The sequence below is a fragment of the Aeromonas bivalvium genome (assembly GCF_046078285.1).
Taxonomy (GTDB): Bacteria; Pseudomonadota; Gammaproteobacteria; order Enterobacterales; family Aeromonadaceae; genus Aeromonas; species Aeromonas bivalvium.
The window spans coordinates 175586-196183 of record NZ_JBGXBV010000006.1 but is presented as its reverse complement, the minus strand read 5'-3'; the positions used below and the strand labels follow the sequence as shown (position 1 = coordinate 196183).

Sequence of the window (20598 nt, the reverse complement as noted above, 5' to 3'; positions counted from 1 at the left end):
TCATGATGCTACCTTCCCTTGCCAGAATGCTGCTCGGTGCCTTGCTTCTTCCCGTCAGCCTGGGTGCCTTCGCCACTCCTTTTCTCAACCCCCCCTCGGCCCAGTCCGCTCAGCAAAAGGGATTTCTCGAGCGACGCGATGATCCCACCCTGAGTTCGGCCGCCTTCGTCATTGCCAATCCCCGTACCGGGGAGATCCTCTCCGAGCGCAACGGCAATCGGGTCATGCCGATCGCCTCCATCACCAAGCTGATGACGGCCCTGGTAGTGCTCGATGCCAACCAGCGCATGAACGAGATGATCACGGTGAGCAAGGCCGATATCGACCGCATCAAGGGCACGGGCTCGCGCCTGGCCATCGGCTCGCGCCTGAGCCGGGCCGAGATGCTGCATATCTCCCTGATGGCCTCGGAGAACCGCGCCGCCTCCTCCCTCGCCCGCTACTACCCGGGGGGCCAGCGCGCCTTTATTGCCGCCATGAATGCCAAGGCCCGCATGCTCGGCATGTGGCACACCCGTTTTGCCGACAGCACAGGTCTCAACCCGCGCAACGTCTCCACCGCCCATGACCTGGCCAAACTGGTGGCGGCGGCCTCCGCCTACCCCCTCATCCGCCAGTACACCTCGGCCCAGCAGCATTATGTGCGCACCGGCAAGCGCCAGCTCCACTATCGCAACTCCAACCGCCTGGTACACGATGCCAACTGGCAGGTGCTGCTCTCCAAGACCGGCTATATCCGCGAGGCGGGTCGCTGCCTGGTGATGGAGGCGAGGATCAACCGCGAGCCCATGATCATGGTGTTGCTCAACGCCGACACCTCGGGGGCCAGGGTCGCCGATGCCCAGCGCGTCAGGAGCTGGCTGGAGAGCGGCAACCGCCCCACCCTGGCCCGCACCACCGCCTTCAACAAGCAGTAAGTCGACTCCGGACGTGCCAGCCTTGCAAGAAAAAAGCCCCGACCGGGGCTTTTTTCTTGTCCGGGCCAGATAAGAGCGGGCGTCGTCCCCTGGCTCCTGGCTCCTGACTCCTGACAACCATGGCTTGTCTCCCCTCCTTTCAGCCCGCCCTGCGGCATGAAATGACTCATTCAAACCTCTTCTTGTCCCATCGGCGAGGACCAAGGGGACAGGCAGCTATTGAGCAGGTCATTCATAGCAAGAAAATGGCAACACGATATGTCGCAACATCAATACCACGACGCATAACAAACCAGCAAACTATGTAAAGTTAGCGGTATATCATATTTTTTTGATGCAACATTTGCCGATTGCGCTGCCAGTGATAACGTGAGTGCCAGCCGGTCACCCTGGGGACCGGTCTTGGTGGAAACGGCCACCCCGCCCCGATGCGGACGCCGTGATCCCTGACATTGACAGCGCGCAGCGAATACAAGGATGGTGCGATGAAGATAGTGGTTCTGGGAGGTGGCGTCATTGGGGTGACCAGCGCCTGGTATCTGGCCAAAGCGGGCCACGAGGTGACCCTGCTCGAACGGCGCAGCGGGGTGGCGCTTGAGACCAGCCACGGCAACGCGGGACAGATCTCCCCCGGCTATGCGGCCCCCTGGGCGGCCCCCGGCATTCCCCTCAAGGCGGCCAAGTGGTTGCTGCAAAAACATGCCCCCTTCACGGTGCGCCCCACCTCGGATCCCTTCCAGCTGCGCTGGATGCTGAAGATGTTCGCCAACTGTACCCCGGCGGCCTATGCCACCAACAAGGGGCGCATGGTACGTCTGGCCGAATACAGCCGCGACTGCATGAAGACCCTCAGAGACGATCTGGCCCTGGACTACGAGGGGCGCCAGCTCGGTACCCTGCAGCTGTTTCGAAGCCAGGCCCAGCTCGAGGCGAGCAAGCGGGACATCGCCGTGCTCGAGGAGTACGGCGTCCCCTATGAGTCGCTCGATGCCAGCGGCTGCGAGGCGGCAGAGCCTGCCCTGGCACGGGTACGCGGCAAGGTGGTGGGCGGGCTGCGCCTGCCTGGGGACGAGACGGGGGACTGCTATCGCTTCACCCGCGCCCTGGCCGCCGAGGCCGAGCGGCTCGGGGTGACGTTCGTGTTCGACTGCCCCCTCGACGAGATCGAGGTGCAGGGAGGACGCGCGGTGGCGGTGCGCGCTGGCGAGCAGCGCTGGCAGGCCGATGCTATCGTCTGCGCCCTGGGCAGCTATGCCACCGGCTTCCTGCGCCCCCTCGGCCTGGATCTGCCTGTCTACCCGGTCAAGGGCTACTCCCTGACCCTGCCGATGACCAATGGCGACGCGGCCCCCCGCAGCACCGTGCTGGATGAAACCTACAAGGTGGCCATCACCCGTTTCGACGAGCGGATCCGGGTCGGCGGCATGGCCGAGCTGAGCGGCTTCAACCTGGCGCTCAACCCCAGGCGCCACGACACCCTGGCCATGGTGGTGCGCGACCTCTTCCCCGAGGGGGGCGATCTCGCCCGGGCCGAGTTCTGGACCGGTCTGCGCCCCATGACGCCGGACGGCACCCCTCTGGTGGGGCCAAGCCCCATCCCGGGTCTGTGGCTCAACACAGGCCACGGCACCCTGGGCTGGACCATGGCGGCGGGCTCAGGGCAGCTGCTCAGCGATCTCATCGGCGGCCAGACCCCGGCCATCAGCGACGAGGGGCTGACCCTGGCGCGCTATGCCTGAGCCATGAGTCCCGTCAGGACAGCAAGAGGAGCGGCCCCGGCCGCTCCTCTTCGTTGAGCCTGGCGGGGCCGCTCACGGGTCAGGGCCCCTCGAGGTGATTGCGGCGCCGCCCGGAACACCCTAGGCTGGGGTGTCCCCATGCGCCACAGGAGTGCCCATGTCATTAATCCCCTCCCGCGATCGGATCCGCTTTCTGCTCAACCGCCTGCGCGAGCGGCTCTGGGTCAAGCCCCTGGCCATCTGCCTGCTCTCCATCCTGGGCGCCCTGGCCGCCAGACTCACCGACCACGCGGGGATAGGCCGCTTCCTGCCCGCCATCACCAGCGAGGCGCTGCTCGCCCTGCTCTCCATCATGGCCGCCAGCATGCTGGGGATCGCCACCTTCGCCGTGGCCTCCATGGTGGCGGCCTACGCCTCCGCCAGCAGCGCCGCCACCCCTCGCAGCGTCACCCTGGTGATCGCCGATGACGTGTCGCAAAATGCCCTCTCCACCTTCATCGGCGCCTTCATCTTCAGCGTGGTCGCCCTGACGGGAGTCAAGAATGGCTACTTCGAGCTGGCGGGCCGTTTCACCCTGTTCCTGCTCACCCTGGTGGTGCTGGCCATCGTCATCCTGATGTTCGTGCACTGGGTGGATCGCATCGCCCGCCTGGGGCGCCTGGGCACCACGGTCAACCGGGTGGAGCAGGTGACCCATGACGCCCTGCTGCGCCGCCGCCTCTCCCCCACACTGGGAGCCCACGCCGCCGATGGCACCCCGACCGGGGGCCTGCCGCTGGCGAGCCCCGAGGTCGGTTATGTGCAACAGATTGACATGGCGCGCCTCCAGGCCCTGGCCGCCGAGATGGATACCCGGGTGCAGATCCTGGCCCTGCCAGGCACCCTGGTGGCGCCGGGTCAGGATCTCGCCCTGCTCCACGGCTGCCCTGAGCCGGCCAGGCTGGACAGGGCGCGTCTGGCCAGCGCCTTCCAGATAGGGCGGGAGCGATTGTTCGACGAGGATCCCCGCTTCGGCCTGGTGGTGCTCGCCGAGATAGCCGGGCGCGCCCTCTCCCCAGCCGTCAACGATCCCGGCACCGCCATCGGCATACTGGGCACCCTGGTGCGCCTGTTCGTGATGTGGGACGCCCCCCTGCCACAGGCGCAACGGGACGAGGATGCCCTCCTCTACGACAGGATCGGCGTGCCGCCGCTGGCCATGGCCGATCTGTTCGATGATGCCTTCACCGCCATCGCCAGGGACGGCGCCGCCACCGTAGAGGTGGCCCTGCGGCTGCAAAAATCCCTGCAGGCGCTGACCCACGGCAGCCCGGCCATGGCCGAGGCGGCGCGCCACCATGGCAGGCTGGCCCTGGCCCGCTGCGAGCTGGCCATGAGCCTGGAGGCGGACAAGGCGCTGATCCGGGCCCAGGCCCCCGCTACCGACTGAGGGCGCGGCTCAGGGGAGATCGGTCCCAGGATCCGGGCGCAGCGCCAGGTTGAACAAGGCTGCCACCATGTCGGACTGGGTGATGATGCCCACCAGCTGAGACCCTTCCACCACGGGCATGTGGTGCAGGCCGCCGTCGGAGAAGGCCGCCACCAGATCGTAAAGGGGCTGATAGCGCCGCGCCGTCTGCACCTCCCGGGTCATCAGATCCGCCACCGTCAGACTCGCCAGCGCCCCCGCCGCCCTAGGCTCGGCCAGGGCGGCGTCGACCAGCAGATCGTGCAAGGTGATGATGCCCGCCAGTTCCCCCGCGCCATTCACCACGGGCAGGGCCTTGATCCGGTGCCGGGAGAGGCGCCGCCACGCCGTCAGGGCGGGATCCTCTGGCCCGGCCACCACCAGATCCCGTGACATCACGTCCTGCACCAGCACAGTGCCCACTCGCCCCCGCAGGGCGTGGTGCTGCGCCTCTTGCAACAGATCCCGCAGATCCGCGCGGCTGATGTCGAGCAGCTCCCCGTGTTTGTTCAAGGCAAAGTCGATGTCACTGGCCTGGGTGGCCAGTCGCTCGCTCGGCTGGGGATCCCGGGTCTGGTGTGGATGGGGCGCCGCCCTGCCCGTGTTGGGGTAACGTCGCCCCAGCAGCCGGTTGTAGAGCAGGGCCATGGCCAGCAGCAGGATCGAGTTGACGAACACGGGGATCAGCACATAGCCCATCCCCAGGCTCGTCACCCCTTCGCCGCCGATCACCGCGGTCAGCGCCACGGCGCCACCGGGAGGATGCAGGCTGCGGGTCAGGAACATGGCGGCGATGGCCAGCATGACGGCGCCGCCAGCGGCCAGGGCCGGATCCGGGATCCAGCTCGCGGCCAGCACCCCCATCAGGGCCGACACGCCGTTGCCCACCAGAATGGACCAGGGCTGGGCCAGGGGGCTGGCCGGGGCGGCGAACAGCAGCACGGCGGAGGCCCCCATGGGGGCGATCAGCCAATGGGGGCTCACCCCGAGCCACCACTGACAAAGCAGCTCGGTCGCCACCAGGCCGATGAGGGCACCGAGGGCGCCGTAACAGCTCTCTTTGAAGCTGGTGTTGGTCGATACCGGGAAAAAGTCTCTGATCTGCATAGGCATCCGAACGAGATAAGATTCATTTAAAATGCGCAATTGTAACGGCATCCCCGCCATCCATGCCAGCCCGGTGTGGATGAGGGGCAAGAGGGGAAAGGGCTTCCACGGGAGGCTCGCCGGGCATCAGCCTCACCCCGGCGTCATGCCGCTCCCCCCCCCAGAACCAGCATGCAAAAAGGAGGGAAGGCTTGCGCCTTCCCTCCTTCGTCATCTTCGTCCTCTGTGGCTGCTTGCCGAGGTAGGGGTTGCTCAGGCCAGCTCGGCCCGCAGTGCCTTGGTGGCATCGACCATCACCTTGAGGGCTGCCGTGGTCTCTTCCCAGCCGCGGGTCTTGAGGCCGCAGTCCGGGTTGACCCAGAGCCGCTCGGCCGGGATCTGTTTGGCCGCCTTGCGGATGAGGTCCTCAATCCAGCCCTGGCTCGGCACGTTGGGGGAGTGGATGTCGTAGACCCCAGGGCCGATTTCGTTGGGGTAGTTGAAGCGCTCGAACGCCCCCAGCAGCTGCATCTGGCTACGGCTGGTCTCTATGGTGATGACATCGGCGTCCAGGGCCGCTACCGCCTCGATAATGAGGTTGAAGTCGCTGTAGCACATGTGGGTGTGGATCTGGGTGCTGTCCACCACGGGGCTTGCGCTCAGACGGAAGGCGCGCACCGCCCAGTCCAGATAGGCCTGGTGGTCCTGCTTGCGCAGGGGCAGCCCTTCGCGGATCGCCGGCTCGTCGATCTGGATGATCTTGATGCCGGCGGCTTCCAGATCCGCCACCTCGTCGCGAATGGCCAGACCAATTTGCAGGGCGGACTGCTCGCGGCTCACGTCTTCGCGCGGGAAGGACCAGCAGAGGATGGTCACGGGGCCGGTCAGCATGCCTTTCACCGGCTTGTCGGTCAGGCTCTGGGCGAATTTGGTCCATTCGAGGGTCATGGGGGTCGGGCGGTCGATGTCACGGGTGATCACCGGCGGCTTGACGCAGCGGGAACCATAGCTCTGTACCCAGCCAAAGCGGGTGATGGCAAAGCCATCCAGCAGCTCGCCGAAATACTCCACCATGTCGTTGCGCTCGGCCTCGCCGTGCACCAGCACGTCCAGCCCGATGGCCTCCTGGCGCAGGATGGCATCCTTGATCTGGGCCTGGATGCCCGCCTCGTAGGCCGCGTCGTCGATGCGACCGGCACGCCAGTCCTGGCGCAGCACCCGGATTTCAGAGGTCTGCGGGAAGGAGCCTATGGTGGTGGTGGGCAGCAGCGGCAGCTTGAGATCTGCGCGCTGCGCCTGGGCCCGCTGCCCGTAAGCGCTGTGGCGATTGAACTCGGATTCGGTCAACTGAGCCAGACGGGACTGCACCCCCTGCTTGTGAACCCGGCTGTCGGATTCCCGATCCACGATGGGCTGGCTGTAAGCCTCGATTTTGTCCAGGGCGCCGCCATCCAGGTAGTCGGAAAGCAGCCCCAGCTCGTAGCACTTTTGCAGGGCGAAGGCGAACCAGCTGCGGGTCTGGGCATCCAGCTCGTGCTCCAGGGTGAGATCCACCGGGCTGTGCAGCAATGAGCAGGAGGAAGCCACCCAGAGGCGCTCACCCAGCTTGTCCTTCAGCGTTTTCAGGGTCGGCGCCAGCTTGGCCAGGTTGGCACGCCAGACGTTGCGGCCATTGATGACGCCAGCGGAAATCACCCACTGGGCCGGCAGATGCGGGACAAGCGTCTCCAGCTGCTCGGGGGCGGCCACCAGATCCAGGTGCAGGCCATCCACCTTCAGGCTGGTGATGATGTCGCGCTGATGGGCCACGGATCCGAAGTAGGTGGTGAGCAGCAGCTTGCAGGGGCCGCTCAGGCGCTCATAGGCATTCAGATAGGCCAGGCGCCACTCGTCAGGCAAGTCCAGCGCCAGGGCAGGCTCGTCAATCTGCACCCACTCCACCCCTTGCGCGGCCAACTTGGCCAGGATCTCCTGATAGACGATCAGCAGGCGGTCCAGCAGTTCGAGGCGGGAGAAGCCGCTCTCTTTCTCCTTGCCGAGCCACAGGTAGGAGACAGGCCCCAGCAGCACCGCCTTGACCGGCAGCCCCAGGGCCTTGGCCTCCTCCACCTCGTCAAACAGCTGGCTCCAGCCCAGCTTGAAGCGCTGGTCGCGGCTGAACTCGGGCACCAGATAGTGGTAGTTGGTATTGAACCACTTGGTCATCTCGGCAGCGGCCGCCGCCGGGCCGGTCGGCGCACGGCCACGGGCCACCCGGAACAGGGTGTCGAGGTCGGTGTCGCCGTGGCGGTGACGGGCAGGCACGGCGTCCACCAGCAGGCTGGTACCCAGTACCTGATCGTACCAGGCAAAGTCCCCTACCGGCAGCAGGTTGACCCCGGCTTGCTGCTGCGCCTGCCAGTGGCGCTCACGCAGGCTCTTGCCCACGGCGACCAGCTCGGCCTGGCTGGTCTCGCCACGCCAGTAGGATTCGAGGGCAAATTTCAGTTCTCGCTTGGCGCCGATACGGGGGAAGCCGAGAGTGTGTGCACGTGTCATGGGTCAATTCCTTATGCTCGTTCATCTGATGGGAAACTGGATGATTTAGCCATCCAGATGTTTACACATCTAGAATGGCGAGATAAGGTGGCCCTGGCTATTGAATCCTCTTCAACTGGCTCTCAAAAAATCCTCAACTGTCATTCAAGGGAGACGTGCCATGGCGGTACCAAATAATTCAGGCTTGGAGATCAAGCACTTGAAGACGATAACGGCCCTGGCCGAGCAGGGCACCCTGGCGGGGGCGGCGCTCTGCCTCAACCTCACCCAGTCCGCTCTCTCCCATCAGTTGAAAGAACTGGAGACCCGCCTCAATCTGGAGCTGTTCCTTCGCAAGAGCCGCCCCCTGGTGTTGACGGCGGCGGGCCAGCAACTGCTCCATCTGGCGCGCCAGGTGCTGCCCGCCCTGGCCCAGACCGAGAAGCAGCTGCAGGCCCTGCACAGCGGCGAGGCGGGCAGGCTGCATCTGGCGCTGGACTGCCACAGCTGCATCCAGTGGCTGCTGCCGCTGTTGCCGGACTTTCGCCGCCAGTGGCCCGGGGTGGATCTGGAGGTGGAGTCGGTGCCCGGCTTCGATGCCCTCACCGCCCTGCTCGGCGGCCAGCTGGACTTGCTGCTCACCTCGGACGTGCAGGCGCGCGGGGATCTTCACTTCGAGCCGTTGTTTGGCTTCGAGCTCACCCTGGTGATGGCGCCGGAGAGCCCCCTCTGTCATCAGGCGCAGATAGCACCCGCCGATCTGCTGCATCAGGTGCTGCTGGTCTATCCGGTGGAGCGGGCCCGCATGGACGTGTTCAGCCGCTTCCTGCAACCCGCCGGGGTGGAGCCCAAGCGCTGCAAGCCGGTGGACAACACCTCGGTCATGTTGCAGATGGCCGCCGCCGGGCTCGGGGTGGCCGCCCTGCCCCGCTGGGCCAGCGAGGAGTTCGTGCGCCAGGGCCTGCTCGAAGCCAGGCCCCTGGGTCAGGGGGTGCGCCGCCATATGTATGGCGCGGTGCGGGCTGCCGATCGGGATCAACCCTGCCTGCAGAGTCTGTTCGAGCGCATTCGCGCCAAAATGGCCACCCAGTAAGCCGGGCACAAAAAAGCCGCCAGGATCAGGCGGCTTTCATCAGGGGTTGTCCGCGCCGAAGGGAGCGCCGGGGATCAGGTCTCGTCACAGCTCGCCCTCCCTTGCCTGCGCGGGCAGTTGCCACACAGCTCCCCGTCCCGGCGCTTGTAGTGCAGGCAGCAGCGCTGGCGCACATAGCCCGGGAAGGCCTCATCCCGGGGGAGGCCTCCCTCGCGCCAACCCGCCAGATGCGCCAAGGGCAGGCCGCAGGCGGCAAGCCAGTGCGGCGCATGGGCCGTTACCTCGTCCCGGCTCACCTCCCCGAAGAAATCCGGCACCCGCACCAGGGCCGCCAGCAGATCGTCTGCCAGGAGCGGGCGCACGAAGCCGGGACGCAGCCGCTGCCCCTCCCCAAGGAGGGTGAACAGCCCTTGCCAGTGCGCCTGGAGCCGCTCCCCTGCCCGCTTTATCAACACATCGACCTCCCCCCTGATCATGGGCTCGACCGGCAGGGTAAAGCCCGACACCAGCCCTTCCTGATAGCCTTGCCCCATGCGATCCAGAGCGGGCACGGCCTGATGACGGTAGACGGCCACCATGGCGAGATAGATGGATTGCCAGCAGAGCATGCCCCAGCTGCGGGTGAGCCAGTAGGCGGGGCCCGCCTCCGGATGCGCCTGTTGCCAGTGGCCATGGAGGGCCTTGGCCACCTCGGCCGGTGCCGCCCGGGTGGCAGCCGTCAGCGCCGGGCACGCTTCACCTGCCGCCACCAGACTCCCCTTGAGGGAGGGGATAAGGCTGGCCGCCGCCGCGAACAGGGCATGGTGATCCGAGAAGAGGGCGCGCTCTGCGTCCTCCTTGTCTCTGCCGGGGCCCAGCGCCCGGCCATCGCCACTCCGTTGAAGTGGCCCCGGCTCCATGCCGGGGCGCATGGTCAGAATGCGTATTTGAGTCGAGCCTCTAGGTTGCGCTCTGCCCCGAACCAGCAGTTGTTCTGGTCGTAGCAGGAGTAGTAGGTCTGGTCGAACAGGTTGCTGGCGCTAACGGAGGCCTCCACCCCTTTCAGGCGCTGACTGAGCCGGCCGAGATCGTAACTGGCGGCCAGGTCCATCAGCAGGTAATCCGGCACCTTGTCGGTGTTGGCGGCATCGAGTTCGGTCTCCCCCACGTAGCGCAGCCCGGCTCCCAATCGCAATCCGGCCGCGGCGCCTTGCTCCAGACGGTAGTTGCCCCACAGGGACGCGGTCTGATCCGGCACCCAGACCGGGGTCTTGCCCTGCAGGCCCGAGGTGTCGCGGGTGATCGCCATGTCGATCAGGGTATAGCTGGCGCTCAAGTCCAGGTTGCTGGCGAGATCGATGCGCCCCTCCAGCTCCAGTCCCTTGGAGAGGGTCTCCCCGGTCTGCAGCTTGGGCCCGTAGACGTTGTCCGGATCCGTCACCAGGGCATTTTTCTTGGTGATCCGGAAGGCGGAGAGGGTGGCCATCTTGCTCATGTCCTCGGAGAGAAACTTGAGCCCCCCCTCCCACTGCTGACCGGTGGCGGGATCAAACGCCTGGCCGTGCTTGTCCGCCCCCGGCACCGGCTCGAAGCTCTCGGCATAGCTCACATAGGGAGAGATGCCGCCATCGAGCTCATAGAGGGCACCGAGGCGCAAAGAGAGATTGTCCTGATCGATGCGGGCCAGGCTGCTGCTGGCCGCCCCGGCGTAGAGGTTGTGGCTGTCGGTATCCATCCGGTAGCTGTCATAGCGCAGCCCGGCGATGGCCACCAGCCGATCGAGGCGCACCTGATCCTGCAGGTAGACCCCGGTCTGATGCTGCTTGATCTGCTTGCGGTCCTGATAGACGAAATTGAGGCTATCGGTGTCAATCTGGCTGTGATTGGGGTTGAAGATATCGATATCCCCCGCGTTGTAGTCGAGAGTGTCCCGATAGAGCACATCCGCATCCAGATACTGGTAGTCGACCCCGAGCAGCAGGTTGTGCTGGGCAGAGCCGGTCTGCACCTTGCCGGAGAGCTGGTTGTCGATGACAAAGCCCTTGGATGCCTCGTCCGTCAGATAGGCGTTGCGTGACAGGGTGCGATCGTCGGCCGCCAGGGCCCCGTTGTAGGTGTTGCGCTGCCTGGCGGAGGCATCCATGTAGCGGGCATTTTGCAGGAACTGCCAGTCGGCGCTGAAGTCGTGACTCAGCTTGTAGCCGAGCAGGGTCACGTCCCGGTTGTACTGGTTCCAGTGCTCGTCGCCAAGGAAAGTATCGCTGCCAAGCTCGCCCTGGGGATTGGCCTTGACCGAGCCCCTGGCGGGGACAGTGGTGTAGATGCCGGCTTGCGGATCCTTCTGGTAATAGAGGTTGAGGTTTAGCAGGGTGCGCTCGCCGAGCTGCCAGTCCAGGGACGGCGCCAGTACGTAACGCTCCTCTTCCGAGGTCACCGCCTGCCCCTCCTTCTGGCGGGCCAGCCCCACCAGGCGATAGGCCAGCCGCTCGTTGATGGCCCCTGTGCTGTCGAGGGTCAGCTCCTTGAGCGCCCCGGTGCCGCTGGCCAGGCTGACGCTGTGCTTGCCCTCCCGCTGGGGCCGCTTGGCAATGAGGTTGACCATGCCGCCCGGTGGCATGCTGCCATAGAGCACGGACGTCGGTCCCTTGAACACCTCCAGCTGCTCGATGGCCACAGGATCTATCTGGGGTTGCAGGTTCCACTCGTTGTATTGCAGCAAGAGGCCGTCATAGAAGTTCTGGTAGTTGTCAAAGCCACGGGTGTTGAACAGATCCAGCCGGTTGACCGCCCCGCCCCTCAGCTCTGTGTTGACCCCGGGCACATAGCGCAGCGCCTCGCTCACCGAGCTGACGCCACGCTGGGAAAGGGTCTCGCCATCCACCACCGAGATCGCCTGGGGCGTTTCGATGGGGTCGAGCCGGGTCTTGGTGGCCGTGTTGCGGTAGGTCTGACCCAGCACCGTCAGGGTCTCTGGTGCTGGAGGCTGGGGCGTGCCAGCCTCGGCCAGCGCCTGGGCGGCAAACAGGGTGGAGAGGGTCGCGGCGACCAGGGTCAAGGGGGGGTGAGTGGCGTACATCTGATCCTCGAATGCAATGATTGAATAGTAACAAATCTCATTTGCATTTTAATCAGCTATTTTTTGGCAAACTTGGCATTTTGGGGCATCTTGCGGCAAAACCCCACGGCAATCAGCCTCTTGCGAGACTGATTGCCGGACGCGATGGCCTCATGGGCACCAGGAGGGCGAGAGCCGTAAACCCTAGCCACTGCGAGATGAGAGGGGGGCGATGGGTAACCAGTAATGCATGCAGGCATCCGCGGCCGTGGCCGTGGCCCGGTAACCCGGGGGATAGGCCTCCAGCTCCAGGCCGTCCAGCCCTCGGTAGCCGGATTGGGGCAGCCAGTGTTCGATGAACCAGCTCAGGGTCCGGGGCAGCTCGCCGATGGGCCCCTGGTGGCGTATCACCCCATAGGTCTGACTCGGCACCGCCAGGATCTGTGCCCCCGGCAGCGCCGGGATCCCCTCCCCCTGTTCAATCCCGGCCCAGTATGGAAATCCCTGGCTCTCCCCCTGGCTGGCACTAAGATCGCTCACCCCGAGCAGGGGTCTGTCCGAGAAGGCCGCCCAGCCCGGCAGGGCCTGCACCCCTTGCCAGATGGCCGGCACCCTGTGTTGAAAATCGGGTACATCGGCAAACAGGCCGTGGATGGTGCCACTGCCCCCCATCAGGTGGAAGGCGGGCCGGGTCTCGACCCGCACCTGCAACCAGCGCCCCTCCCCCGACCTTGCCGCGATCTGCTGGATGGGCAGACGCAGCCCGATCCGCAGGCCCCGCTTGCGATAGGCCAGGGGCGAGCAGCCAAACTGCTGCTTGAAGGCGCGACTAAAACTCGCCTCTGCGTCATAACCGTGGCGCAAGGCCAGATCCAGCACCCGCTCACGGCCATCGAGCAGGGCGGCGGCGGCCTGGCTCAGCTTGAGCTCGCGCACATAGGCCGCCACCGTCAGCCCGGTCTCGTTGTGAAACACCCGCTGCAACTGCCAGCGCGACCAGCAGCTCAGCTCAGCCAGTTCGCTGACCGAGAGCGGCGCGTCCAGATGCTGATGGATATGGTTCAACACCCGTTCTATGCGAGTGAAATGGGCGGGCTCGGGCAGACACTTGTCCGCCGGGACGACAGCATGGAGGAGACGAGACATGGGACTGACCCTGACAACAAGGGGCATCAGTGTGGCATATTCCCTGCGGGCCGGTACAGGATGCTCGGCAAGGCCAACTTTAGGGCAGGATCGTCGACTGGGGCGGGGGCAGTCCAAGCCATGCTCGGCCCCGCAAAGCAAAAAACCGACCCTGAGGTCGGTTTTTTGCTTTCAAGAAAGAGAACTGGCTCATCTCGTCAGTGAGGGGGGCTCCCCGTCGCCGGGGACCATACCGCAGTCCAGAGTGGCATCGAGGGGCGATTCAAAGAATGCTGGGGCCGACTTTTTCATGCCGGTGCTCTCACTCTGTAGTGGTCAACTAAATCCAGCCACTCGGGTTGCACAAGGCGGCGCCACTTTGAGGATCGGCTGGAACGCCTGCCTGAGCTGCACGTTAACGCCTTACCGTGCGTCCACCAAGAGGCTTCCTTGATGCTCTTTCTTGGGCATTTCTACCGGCCGCAGCCATTTTACTGTAGCGATAGTCCAGCTTGGATCTTTCTGCTTCAATAAGTCGAATATACCCGAGAAGTGATTCGCACCATAGGTGATGAATATTTTATTGTTTGAGTCATTGAGGATTTTATTCACCAGTTGCTGGTTTCTGAAATCGAGAATCAATGGGTCAAGGTTACCGGATTTTTCATCTTTGTGAGATGTGTACGCAAGCGTCATTGCTCCTCGACAGACAATACCTGCCAGTTTTTTCTGGCCCTCAGTGCCAGACTGCAACCACTCGACCATAGATACAGTGGCATCTGATGAATGCACTTGCGAGGCAGAGCTGAAGTCATTAACGTGCGCCGTTGAAAATCCAGGATCAGATGACATCAAACGCTCATACTCGTGTTTGAGGTCAATCGCATCAACATCAGCGACAATATGTCTTTCCGGATGTTCTTTCTTGTCTGCCTCAAACAGCATGAAATAATCGGATTGAAACTTGAGTCCGCATGCATCACCCAGGGTTTTATAGGTGCGGGCAAGGTTGGCATTGCCTGTGAGTAGACGTGACAGCTTGGAAAAATACTCCTTTGATTCTGGTGTAGCGGTCTGGACACCTTCATAATAAATGATATAACCATCAGCCAATGCCCTTTCAATGTCATAGACAACAGATTTATAGAAATTATCCGATGCAATATGCTGCATTCCTTGAAATACAATCGTCTTGTGGCCATTGCTGAGCGTTGCTTGGGGTAAAAGCAGGGGTTGCGATTCGGTGATCACAGCCAAATAATAAATTGGTGCGGCCAGCGCGATGCTCAGCATGCAGATCAGCACGACGTTCGCTCGCATCCAGTGCAGGACAAAAGAACGTTTGTGACCAGGATCAAACCAGGTTTTTACTACCCAGGCGGCAGGCATTGCAATAATGGCTGCGATGCCTATCGTCACCGCAAGCAGCCAGAATGCCCAGCCGATAATAAGTGGAAGACTTGCTAAAAACCCAAGAAACAGCACAAACCAGACAATTGTACTTAGACGAACTTTCCATTCAAACATGCGCTGTCTGGTTTTATTATTTACAGGTGACATATAAGGTATCCTTGATGCTGACTATCTCTTGGGACAATACATGATTACCGGACTATCAAAATAACATGTGTAATAATGCAGAGCTTGGCTATCCATAAAGTGAATATGGCAATGCTTAGCGTCTCGCCATACATTAAAAGCGGTTGCTACTTCATGGCGGCAACGTCACTCATGCTGGCCGACGCCCTGAACATTTCAGCAAGCCTGGTATATATGCAACACTTGACTGGACAGGGTTGACAGTTCTCAATCTCTATCTTAGGTGTCTATTGGGAAAATGACTGTAGCTAGAATTCCCACCCGTATGCTCCGGCTATATTAGTGTTGAAATCCGGATGCTACCTGATAAGTTTCTGCCACTACCGATGTCAATATCAATGTCGAGATGAACGAGCGGTATGATATTGGATTGGCCCATTGAAGAACCTGGTTCTGGACCTCTCGATATTTAAGTACGAAAAAAGTTGGTCCCGCCATTACCGACGCGTGTTCATGACATACAGTGCTTATTTCCACATTTTAAAGGGCTGCCTTCGGGCAGCCCTTCATGATTGACAGCAGAGTATCAAACCTTAACTGGTACCGACCAGCGCGACAAAACGCCCCTCTTGACTGAAGGTACAGGTGAAGGTCTTGATATTCCCTCGGCTCTCATATTGGCCATAGACAAAGTACTTGCCGTGGCTCTGTTCCAGCGGCAAGGTACTGACGCTGCGGGGGCTGGTGGAGAATCTCCCCGCCGCTTCACCGGCACAGTAGCGAGTCATCTGATTCTTGGCGACCACGGCAGCATCATGGCTCCCCTCAGCATGGCTGGTGCGAGCTTCGTACGGTTCATGGTCCTGATAAGACTCACTTTCGCAGCGCCTGCTTTTTGCCCGAGTGATGGTCTTGATGATGCCGTCGTGAAGCTCAAGGGCTGCACAGGTGCCATTACGATGACTGAGCCAATATTCGGTACGATTGCTGCCATGCCCATCGCGGCTGGCGCGCTCATAACCCAGTTGATGCAGTTGTTGCTTGGTTTCATGGTTGAGGGCGGTGCGATGCAAGGTGTCGAGCTCGTCGATGGGGCGGGCTTGGGCAACACCAGCACAGAATACGCCAAGGCCGAGCAGCGTGCCTAAAAAAGGGTGTTGTTTCATATTCATCGTCTCTCTAAGTGTTACAGATTATCAATATCGGCAACGGTTATCCGGTACCAGGAATATGCCGGAAGGTTCGGTGTCATTCAGTGAAAGCGTCGAGCCGGTCTGAGGTTGGGTCGACAATATTGACGTTGAGTGGCTCGCCGCGCTGCCCTGACGCCCATTGCAAGAGGCGTATTACAGTTCTCATCTGCAATGTGGGTTGGCTGTTCTGACGTGTGGGCCGCCGATGAAGAGGCCGACTCCGCGCTCCGATAGGCCATGCCGTTACCGGAGCCCAGCAGCAATATCAGAGAAGCAAGCAGCAGCCTTTCTTTAACTGCAACCATGGCCATGGTTACGCTGGGCCGCCGTCACTTTTTCATCACGAGACTTCAACTTGATGCAATGATGGCTATCGCGGTTGTTCCAATAAGCAATCTGGTTGCCGTGCTTGTTTTCTTGTTGCTGACGGTAATAGCCGTGGTGACTCAACGAACGTTCTGCTCGGCTGAGGCTTTTATCGACCAGCTGGCTCGGGTCATAGCTATCGTCCTTGCGATAGCTGTCCTCACTCTTGTCGTCGGATTTGTGTTTTTCATGTTTGCGGCCAGCATAGTAAGCGGTACCCACAGCCCCCACGGCAGCGGCGCCCAACAACACCTTGTTGGCATTCGGATTCTGGCAACCGCTGAGGGCCACGCTCATGATCACTCCCAGGGCTAGCATGTGTACTTTCATGGTGTCTTCCAATTGCAAGGGTTAAGAAATTGGTGCCAGTATGGATGGCTGCTCTAGCGACATGTGACGACGCAATCCCCTAGGGTGATCAGGCATATCCATACTTTGGCGATGAGAGGCACTTTGGCAGGTAACAGGGGCTGAGGTACACTTATTAAAAATTATAAAAAATTATAAAACTCATGATTTTAAAGAGATTTCTAGTCAGGCATTGCTTTCTTTTGACGACCATAGGCCCACATCAAGGAGTGACAGGTGCCCAATACCCGGCTTCAATTCGGTAGTTTCATCCTGCATGGCGCGCACAGACGCTTGCTCAAACACACCCCGGAGGGAGAGATCACCGTGCGTCTGGCCGGGGCGGAGGTCGCCATATTGCAGCATCTTCTGAGTCATCCAGATACCTTGTGCGCCAAAGAGACACTGACTGAGCTGGGTTGGCAGGGGCGTCCGGTCAGCGCGAATGCATTGCCCGTGGCGATTGCCAACTTGCGCAAACAATTAACCACCGAGCCTCCCCAGATTGAGATCCGCAATATTCCACGCCAAGGCTATTTGCTTGCGTTGTCTGTCCCCCTGATGGAGATGGAAGAACCCGCGGCTGTACCGCTGTCCCCGGTGACACAGGAGGAGCCCCCTGTCGAGGAGGGGCCATTATCCGAGGTGAGCACGGCACTTGATCCGTCACAGGCGCAGACCTCGAAGCAGAGCAAGCGGTTGTGGCCCTCCCTGATGATCGGGCTCAAGGCCATCAATCTGCTGCTGCTTGGGTTTCTGATCCTGCTGGGGCCCTTGATTTACAAGGAGTGGATCGATGTCAGGTGTGCAAAGGATGAACAAGGAGAGACATGCGTAGTGGACAACAGCGAGCTGCGTCAGGCGGAGTGGCCTGCGCGGCATCAAGGGCAATTGCTGCTGGTTTCAGGCCGACACTGGTTGATCGTTGACAGGGTGGAGGTCGCTTCCCCATGAAAGCAAGTCTGCTGCTGCTTCTTTCTCCGATATTGCTGCTTGGTCTGGGCATTGGCTTGCTGTTGATGAACAGCATGGGATGCAACTATGAAATGCGTGTCACCGACGGCGACCTGAGCTATTACGGTGTGTGTCGTTGGGGCCAGGCTCATTTCATCGAAACGGATAACCGCTCTGGTGCCGAATGGTCGGTCAAAGCCTTCCAGCTTGCCGTGGCGGATCAATTACTCTTCATCATTCAAGAACGTCGTCAGTTAAAAGCCGGAGATGGCAGCGACAGTAAACTGGATCATTACAACCAGGCCCAAGCGTCTTTCCATCTGCTCAATTATGCTTGGCTGCCTATCGATGAAAAGAGGATCGCGCTGTTTCAGACTGCGCCTCACCACGATGTCTTGCTAGCAACTCGAGAAGGCCCCATTCATTTGATGGATTCAATATTTGGCAGCCCGTGATGTGGCAACCACCTCCCTTGATGGCGAGCCAGTTTGGGTGACTCTTCATATATCCGCCGTCCCACATCTTGATCATGTGCCTCAATCAGAGGCTGCATCAATATGATGAGCATGGCTCTCATGAGTGAGGTGCTTTATCTATCTTGAGCCGTGTGGAAATACCGGGTGTAATGATGAACACACGTGCAGGTCGACACCTTCTCTCACCGCGACATACAAAAAAACCGACCTGATGGTCGGTTTTTAACATCTGGCGGTGGGTCGGATGGATTCTTGCCATCCCGGGCTCCCGCCGCTCGCACTGCGGGCAGCCTCTCATCATCCAGACGGGCTATCATCCTGACCGCCTGTCAACCAGAGGCCGAGCCGAGCCGCCCGTCACCGGATAAAACAAAAGGGCCCGTCTTTCGACGGGCCCTTTTGTTTTATTTGGCGGTGAGGGAGGGATTCGAACCCTCGATACGTTGCCGTATACACACTTTCCAGGCGTGCTCCTTCAGCCACTCGGACACCTCACCAAATTTTTACTTCTTGAAGTGGCTTTCGGATCACGCTGCGCGCGCATCTTGCCGACTTCATCGGTGGGCAGCCATTCGGACACCGCACCAAATTCTGGTCTGTCATTTAACGTGTTCAGCCAACACGGGTTCGCTGCGCTGTTGCGCTGGAACGGGGCGTAATGTAAGGGATGACGCTGGGCCGGTCAACGCAATTTATTGCTTTTCTTGCCGTTTGCTCAAGTTATGCGCCAATTGCCGAAAATCTTGGCAACTTCCCTCTTTACGCCCCCTCTTTCCCGTTTATCCGGGGGCGTGCTCTCCCGCCAATGCCTCCTCCAGTGAGCCGTAAAACTCCAGCTTGCCCGCCACCGGCGCCACGTTGGCACGGGCCAGGGTCTTGAGGGGCTGAAATTGCAGTTCGGCGATGCGTAAACACACCCCGGCCTTGGCCATCTGTTGCTCGAAGTGGAGGAAGGCAGAGAGCCCCCCCGCATCCAGGATGGAGACGGCGTCCAGCTGCAACACCAGCAGACGGTGGCCCTGCACTTGCTCGGCCAGCTCGCCAAAGACCCGTTCGGCGGCGGCGAAGAAGAGTGGACCATTGACGCGATAGAGCAGGCCCTGCTCGGGCACCTGATGCTGATGGCGCTTGTGCTGCCCCAGGTTCTGCAGCCGGGTCATCCTGGCTATCTCGCGCATGAACAGCAGGGAGGCCAGGATCACCCCGAAGGTGATGGCAATCACCATGTCGAAGATGACGGTCAGCGACAGACAGACCAGCAGCACCAGCACATCGGAGCCGGGGGCGCGGCGGATGAGCTCGATCACCTTGTGCGCCTCGCTCATGTTCCAGGCCACCAGCAGCAACAGGGCCGCCATGGCGGAGAGGGGCAGCCAGGAGAGCCAGGGGGCCAGCACCATCACGGCGGCCAGCACCACCAGGGCATGGATGATGGCAGAGACAGGGGAGCTGGCCCCGGCCCGCACGTTGGCGGCAGAGCGGGCGATGGCGGCGGTGGCCGTGATGCCGCCAAAGAAGGGGGCCACTATGTTGCCCAGCCCCTGCCCCACCAACTCGGCGTTGGAGCTGTGCTTGCGACCCGTCATGCCGTCGAGCACCACGGCGCAGAGCAGGGATTCGATGGCCCCCAGCATCGCCATGGAGAAGGCCGCTGGCAGCAGTCGCTCGATGGCGGCCAGATCCCAGTTCACCGGCTGGCCATCGGGTCCGGGCAGGGACCAGGGCAGCAGCAGGCTGGGGGCGATGGGGGGAATGCCCGCCCCCTGGCTGCCGTCCGGTAACAGATAGTGGAACTGGCTGCCGATGGTGGCCACCTCGCCCCCGGCCCCGTGCAGGGCGATGCCAAGCCCGGCCCCCACCAGCACGGCGGGCAGATGACCCGGCACCGGCAGCTTGAGCCTGGGCCAGAGCAGCAGGACCGTCAGGGTCGCCACCCCAACGAGCGTGTCTCCCCACTGCCAGCTCGGCAGGGCCTGGGCCAGGGCTTCGACCTTGCCCAGATAGGTCTCGGGCATATCGGCTACCCGCAGGCCGAAGAAATCCTTGATCTGCAAGGTCGCGATCACGATGGCGATGCCGCCGGTAAAGCCCAGTGTCACCGAAGGGGGAATGTACTCGATGAGGCGCCCGAGCCGCGCCATGCCCATGGCCACCAGGAAGCAGCCCGAGATCAGGGTCGCCACCAGCAGTCCCCCCACCCCGAACTGCTGGGCGACCGGGTAGAGGATCACCACGAAGGCGGCGGTGGGGCCGGAGACGGAGTAACGGGAGCCACCGGTCACGGCGATGACGATGCCGGCGATGATGGCGGTGTAGAGGCCGTGCTGGGGCGGCACGCCGCTGGCGATGGCCAGGGCCATGGCCAGCGGGATGGCGATGATGCCGACCGTGATCCCCGCCACCAGATCGCGACCCAGTCGGGTCAGGGTGTAGGGTTCATCCAGGCAGGATTGGCGCAAGGCCACGGCGAGCCTCACGGGAAGTGGTGCTTGTTGAGTGTGCATGGGTATCGTCATACCAGAACAGAGAGACAAAGGCCGACGGGGTCGGCGCCCGATCATCATCAAGGGCCGGCAACGGGGTCGACGCGGCGATGGTATCCTGTGCAACCTTAACCGATAGCCGGTGCGATTTCGATGGCCGGGATCAATGAAACGACGACCCTGCCGTGAATTTGCGCCGTTCGCCGCCATTTTGACGACTTTTGCCGATTTCTCCGGATTTTTGGGTTGACTCGGTCCGGGATGAGCCTTAGTTTCTGCGC

Annotated in this window: 15 protein-coding genes and 1 tRNA gene; 6 read left to right on the top strand and 10 right to left on the bottom strand. The window is 61.9% G+C overall.

Going from position 1 to position 20598, the window contains the following annotated elements; genetic code table 11:
* Positions 1-2 precede the first annotated feature (2 nt).
* The 3 genes from pbpG (at position 3) to ACEUCR_RS15130 (ending at position 4085) form a co-directional block, all read left to right on the top strand.
* On the top strand, positions 3-917 hold the full coding sequence (gene pbpG, locus ACEUCR_RS15140) for a D-alanyl-D-alanine endopeptidase (protein WP_408791209.1): 915 nt from the start codon (positions 3-5) through the stop codon (positions 915-917).
* Between the two features lie 452 nt (positions 918-1369).
* Positions 1370-2656, top strand: a complete 1287-nt coding sequence (locus tag ACEUCR_RS15135; RefSeq protein WP_342027773.1) for a D-amino acid dehydrogenase — start codon at positions 1370-1372, stop codon at positions 2654-2656.
* A gap of 157 nt (positions 2657-2813) precedes the next feature.
* Positions 2814-4085 carry a DUF2254 domain-containing protein gene (locus ACEUCR_RS15130; RefSeq protein ID WP_408791206.1) on the top strand — a complete coding sequence of 424 codons (1272 nt, stop codon included), beginning with the start codon at positions 2814-2816 and terminating at the stop codon, positions 4083-4085.
* A gap of 9 nt (positions 4086-4094) precedes the next feature.
* Here the strand turns inward: ACEUCR_RS15130 and ACEUCR_RS15125 are convergent, their stop codons facing one another.
* Together ACEUCR_RS15125 and metE are read right to left on the bottom strand one after the other, a co-directional pair.
* Positions 4095-5210: an HPP family protein gene (locus ACEUCR_RS15125; protein WP_408791203.1), complete on the bottom strand. Its 1116-nt coding sequence runs from the start codon at positions 5208-5210 to the stop codon at positions 4095-4097.
* Between the two features lie 252 nt (positions 5211-5462).
* Positions 5463-7727: a 5-methyltetrahydropteroyltriglutamate--homocysteine S-methyltransferase gene (gene metE / locus ACEUCR_RS15120; RefSeq protein ID WP_408791202.1), complete on the bottom strand. Its 2265-nt coding sequence runs from the start codon at positions 7725-7727 to the stop codon at positions 5463-5465.
* A gap of 160 nt (positions 7728-7887) precedes the next feature.
* Between metE and ACEUCR_RS15115 the strand changes: the two genes are divergently transcribed.
* Positions 7888-8799 carry a LysR substrate-binding domain-containing protein gene (locus ACEUCR_RS15115; protein ID WP_408791200.1) on the top strand — a complete coding sequence of 304 codons (912 nt, stop codon included), beginning with the start codon at positions 7888-7890 and terminating at the stop codon, positions 8797-8799.
* A gap of 74 nt (positions 8800-8873) precedes the next feature.
* On the opposite strand, the gene ACEUCR_RS15110 is transcribed toward ACEUCR_RS15115, so the two are convergent.
* From ACEUCR_RS15110 to ACEUCR_RS15085, 6 genes are all read right to left on the bottom strand, one after another.
* The gene (locus tag ACEUCR_RS15110) at positions 8874-9710 is read right to left on the bottom strand and encodes a siderophore ferric iron reductase (protein ID WP_408791197.1); all 837 of its coding nucleotides are present in this window, start codon (positions 9708-9710) and stop codon (positions 8874-8876) included.
* A gap of 2 nt (positions 9711-9712) precedes the next feature.
* Positions 9713-11854, bottom strand: coding sequence for a TonB-dependent siderophore receptor (locus tag ACEUCR_RS15105; protein ID WP_408791195.1), 2142 nt, complete (start codon positions 11852-11854; stop codon positions 9713-9715).
* Between the two features lie 183 nt (positions 11855-12037).
* Positions 12038-12979, bottom strand: coding sequence for an AraC family transcriptional regulator (locus ACEUCR_RS15100; RefSeq protein WP_408791192.1), 942 nt, complete (start codon positions 12977-12979; stop codon positions 12038-12040).
* A 402-nt stretch (positions 12980-13381) separates the two neighbouring features.
* Entirely contained in the window at positions 13382-14518 is a 1137-nt protein-coding gene (locus ACEUCR_RS15095; RefSeq protein WP_392445063.1) for a hypothetical protein, read from the bottom strand.
* Between the two features lie 572 nt (positions 14519-15090).
* The gene (locus ACEUCR_RS15090) at positions 15091-15663 is read right to left on the bottom strand and encodes a hypothetical protein (protein ID WP_392445060.1); all 573 of its coding nucleotides are present in this window, start codon (positions 15661-15663) and stop codon (positions 15091-15093) included.
* A gap of 318 nt (positions 15664-15981) precedes the next feature.
* A complete protein-coding gene (locus ACEUCR_RS15085) occupies positions 15982-16386 on the bottom strand; it encodes a hypothetical protein (RefSeq protein WP_408791189.1) in 405 nt (134 codons plus the stop codon).
* Positions 16387-16641: 255 nt separating this feature from the next.
* Here ACEUCR_RS15085 and ACEUCR_RS15080 point away from each other — a divergent pair, with 255 nt between their 5' ends.
* Positions 16642-17358, top strand: coding sequence for a winged helix-turn-helix domain-containing protein (locus ACEUCR_RS15080; RefSeq protein ID WP_392445056.1), 717 nt, complete (start codon positions 16642-16644; stop codon positions 17356-17358).
* Positions 17355-17813 carry a hypothetical protein gene (locus ACEUCR_RS15075; RefSeq protein ID WP_392445054.1) on the top strand — a complete coding sequence of 153 codons (459 nt, stop codon included), beginning with the start codon at positions 17355-17357 and terminating at the stop codon, positions 17811-17813. The genes ACEUCR_RS15080 and ACEUCR_RS15075 overlap by 4 nt, the downstream gene beginning before the upstream one ends.
* A gap of 430 nt (positions 17814-18243) precedes the next feature.
* Here the strand turns inward: ACEUCR_RS15075 and ACEUCR_RS15070 are convergent.
* Together ACEUCR_RS15070 and dauA are read right to left on the bottom strand one after the other, a co-directional pair.
* Positions 18244-18331, bottom strand: a tRNA-Ser gene (locus tag ACEUCR_RS15070).
* A 282-nt stretch (positions 18332-18613) separates the two neighbouring features.
* Positions 18614-20338: a C4-dicarboxylic acid transporter DauA gene (gene dauA, locus ACEUCR_RS15065; RefSeq protein WP_408791186.1), complete on the bottom strand. Its 1725-nt coding sequence runs from the start codon at positions 20336-20338 to the stop codon at positions 18614-18616.
* Positions 20339-20598 lie beyond the last annotated feature (260 nt).

Coding starts and splice junctions, on each gene's coding strand:
- ACEUCR_RS15090 (WP_392445060.1), bottom strand. CDS start 15,663: ATGAAACAACACCCTTTTTTAGGCACGCTGCTCGGCCTTGGCGTATTC.
- pbpG (WP_408791209.1), top strand. CDS start 3: ATGATGCTACCTTCCCTTGCCAGAATGCTGCTCGGTGCCTTGCTTCTT.
- ACEUCR_RS15130 (WP_408791206.1), top strand. CDS start 2,814: ATGTCATTAATCCCCTCCCGCGATCGGATCCGCTTTCTGCTCAACCGC.
- ACEUCR_RS15100 (WP_408791192.1), bottom strand. CDS start 12,979: ATGTCTCGTCTCCTCCATGCTGTCGTCCCGGCGGACAAGTGTCTGCCC.
- ACEUCR_RS15085 (WP_408791189.1), bottom strand. CDS start 16,386: ATGAAAGTACACATGCTAGCCCTGGGAGTGATCATGAGCGTGGCCCTC.
- ACEUCR_RS15095 (WP_392445063.1), bottom strand. CDS start 14,518: ATGTCACCTGTAAATAATAAAACCAGACAGCGCATGTTTGAATGGAAA.
- dauA (WP_408791186.1), bottom strand. CDS start 20,338: ATGCACACTCAACAAGCACCACTTCCCGTGAGGCTCGCCGTGGCCTTG.
- ACEUCR_RS15105 (WP_408791195.1), bottom strand. CDS start 11,854: ATGTACGCCACTCACCCCCCCTTGACCCTGGTCGCCGCGACCCTCTCC.
- ACEUCR_RS15110 (WP_408791197.1), bottom strand. CDS start 9,710: ATGCGCCCCGGCATGGAGCCGGGGCCACTTCAACGGAGTGGCGATGGC.
- ACEUCR_RS15115 (WP_408791200.1), top strand. CDS start 7,888: ATGGCGGTACCAAATAATTCAGGCTTGGAGATCAAGCACTTGAAGACG.
- metE (WP_408791202.1), bottom strand. CDS start 7,727: ATGACACGTGCACACACTCTCGGCTTCCCCCGTATCGGCGCCAAGCGA.
- ACEUCR_RS15075 (WP_392445054.1), top strand. CDS start 17,355: ATGAAAGCAAGTCTGCTGCTGCTTCTTTCTCCGATATTGCTGCTTGGT.
- ACEUCR_RS15125 (WP_408791203.1), bottom strand. CDS start 5,210: ATGCAGATCAGAGACTTTTTCCCGGTATCGACCAACACCAGCTTCAAA.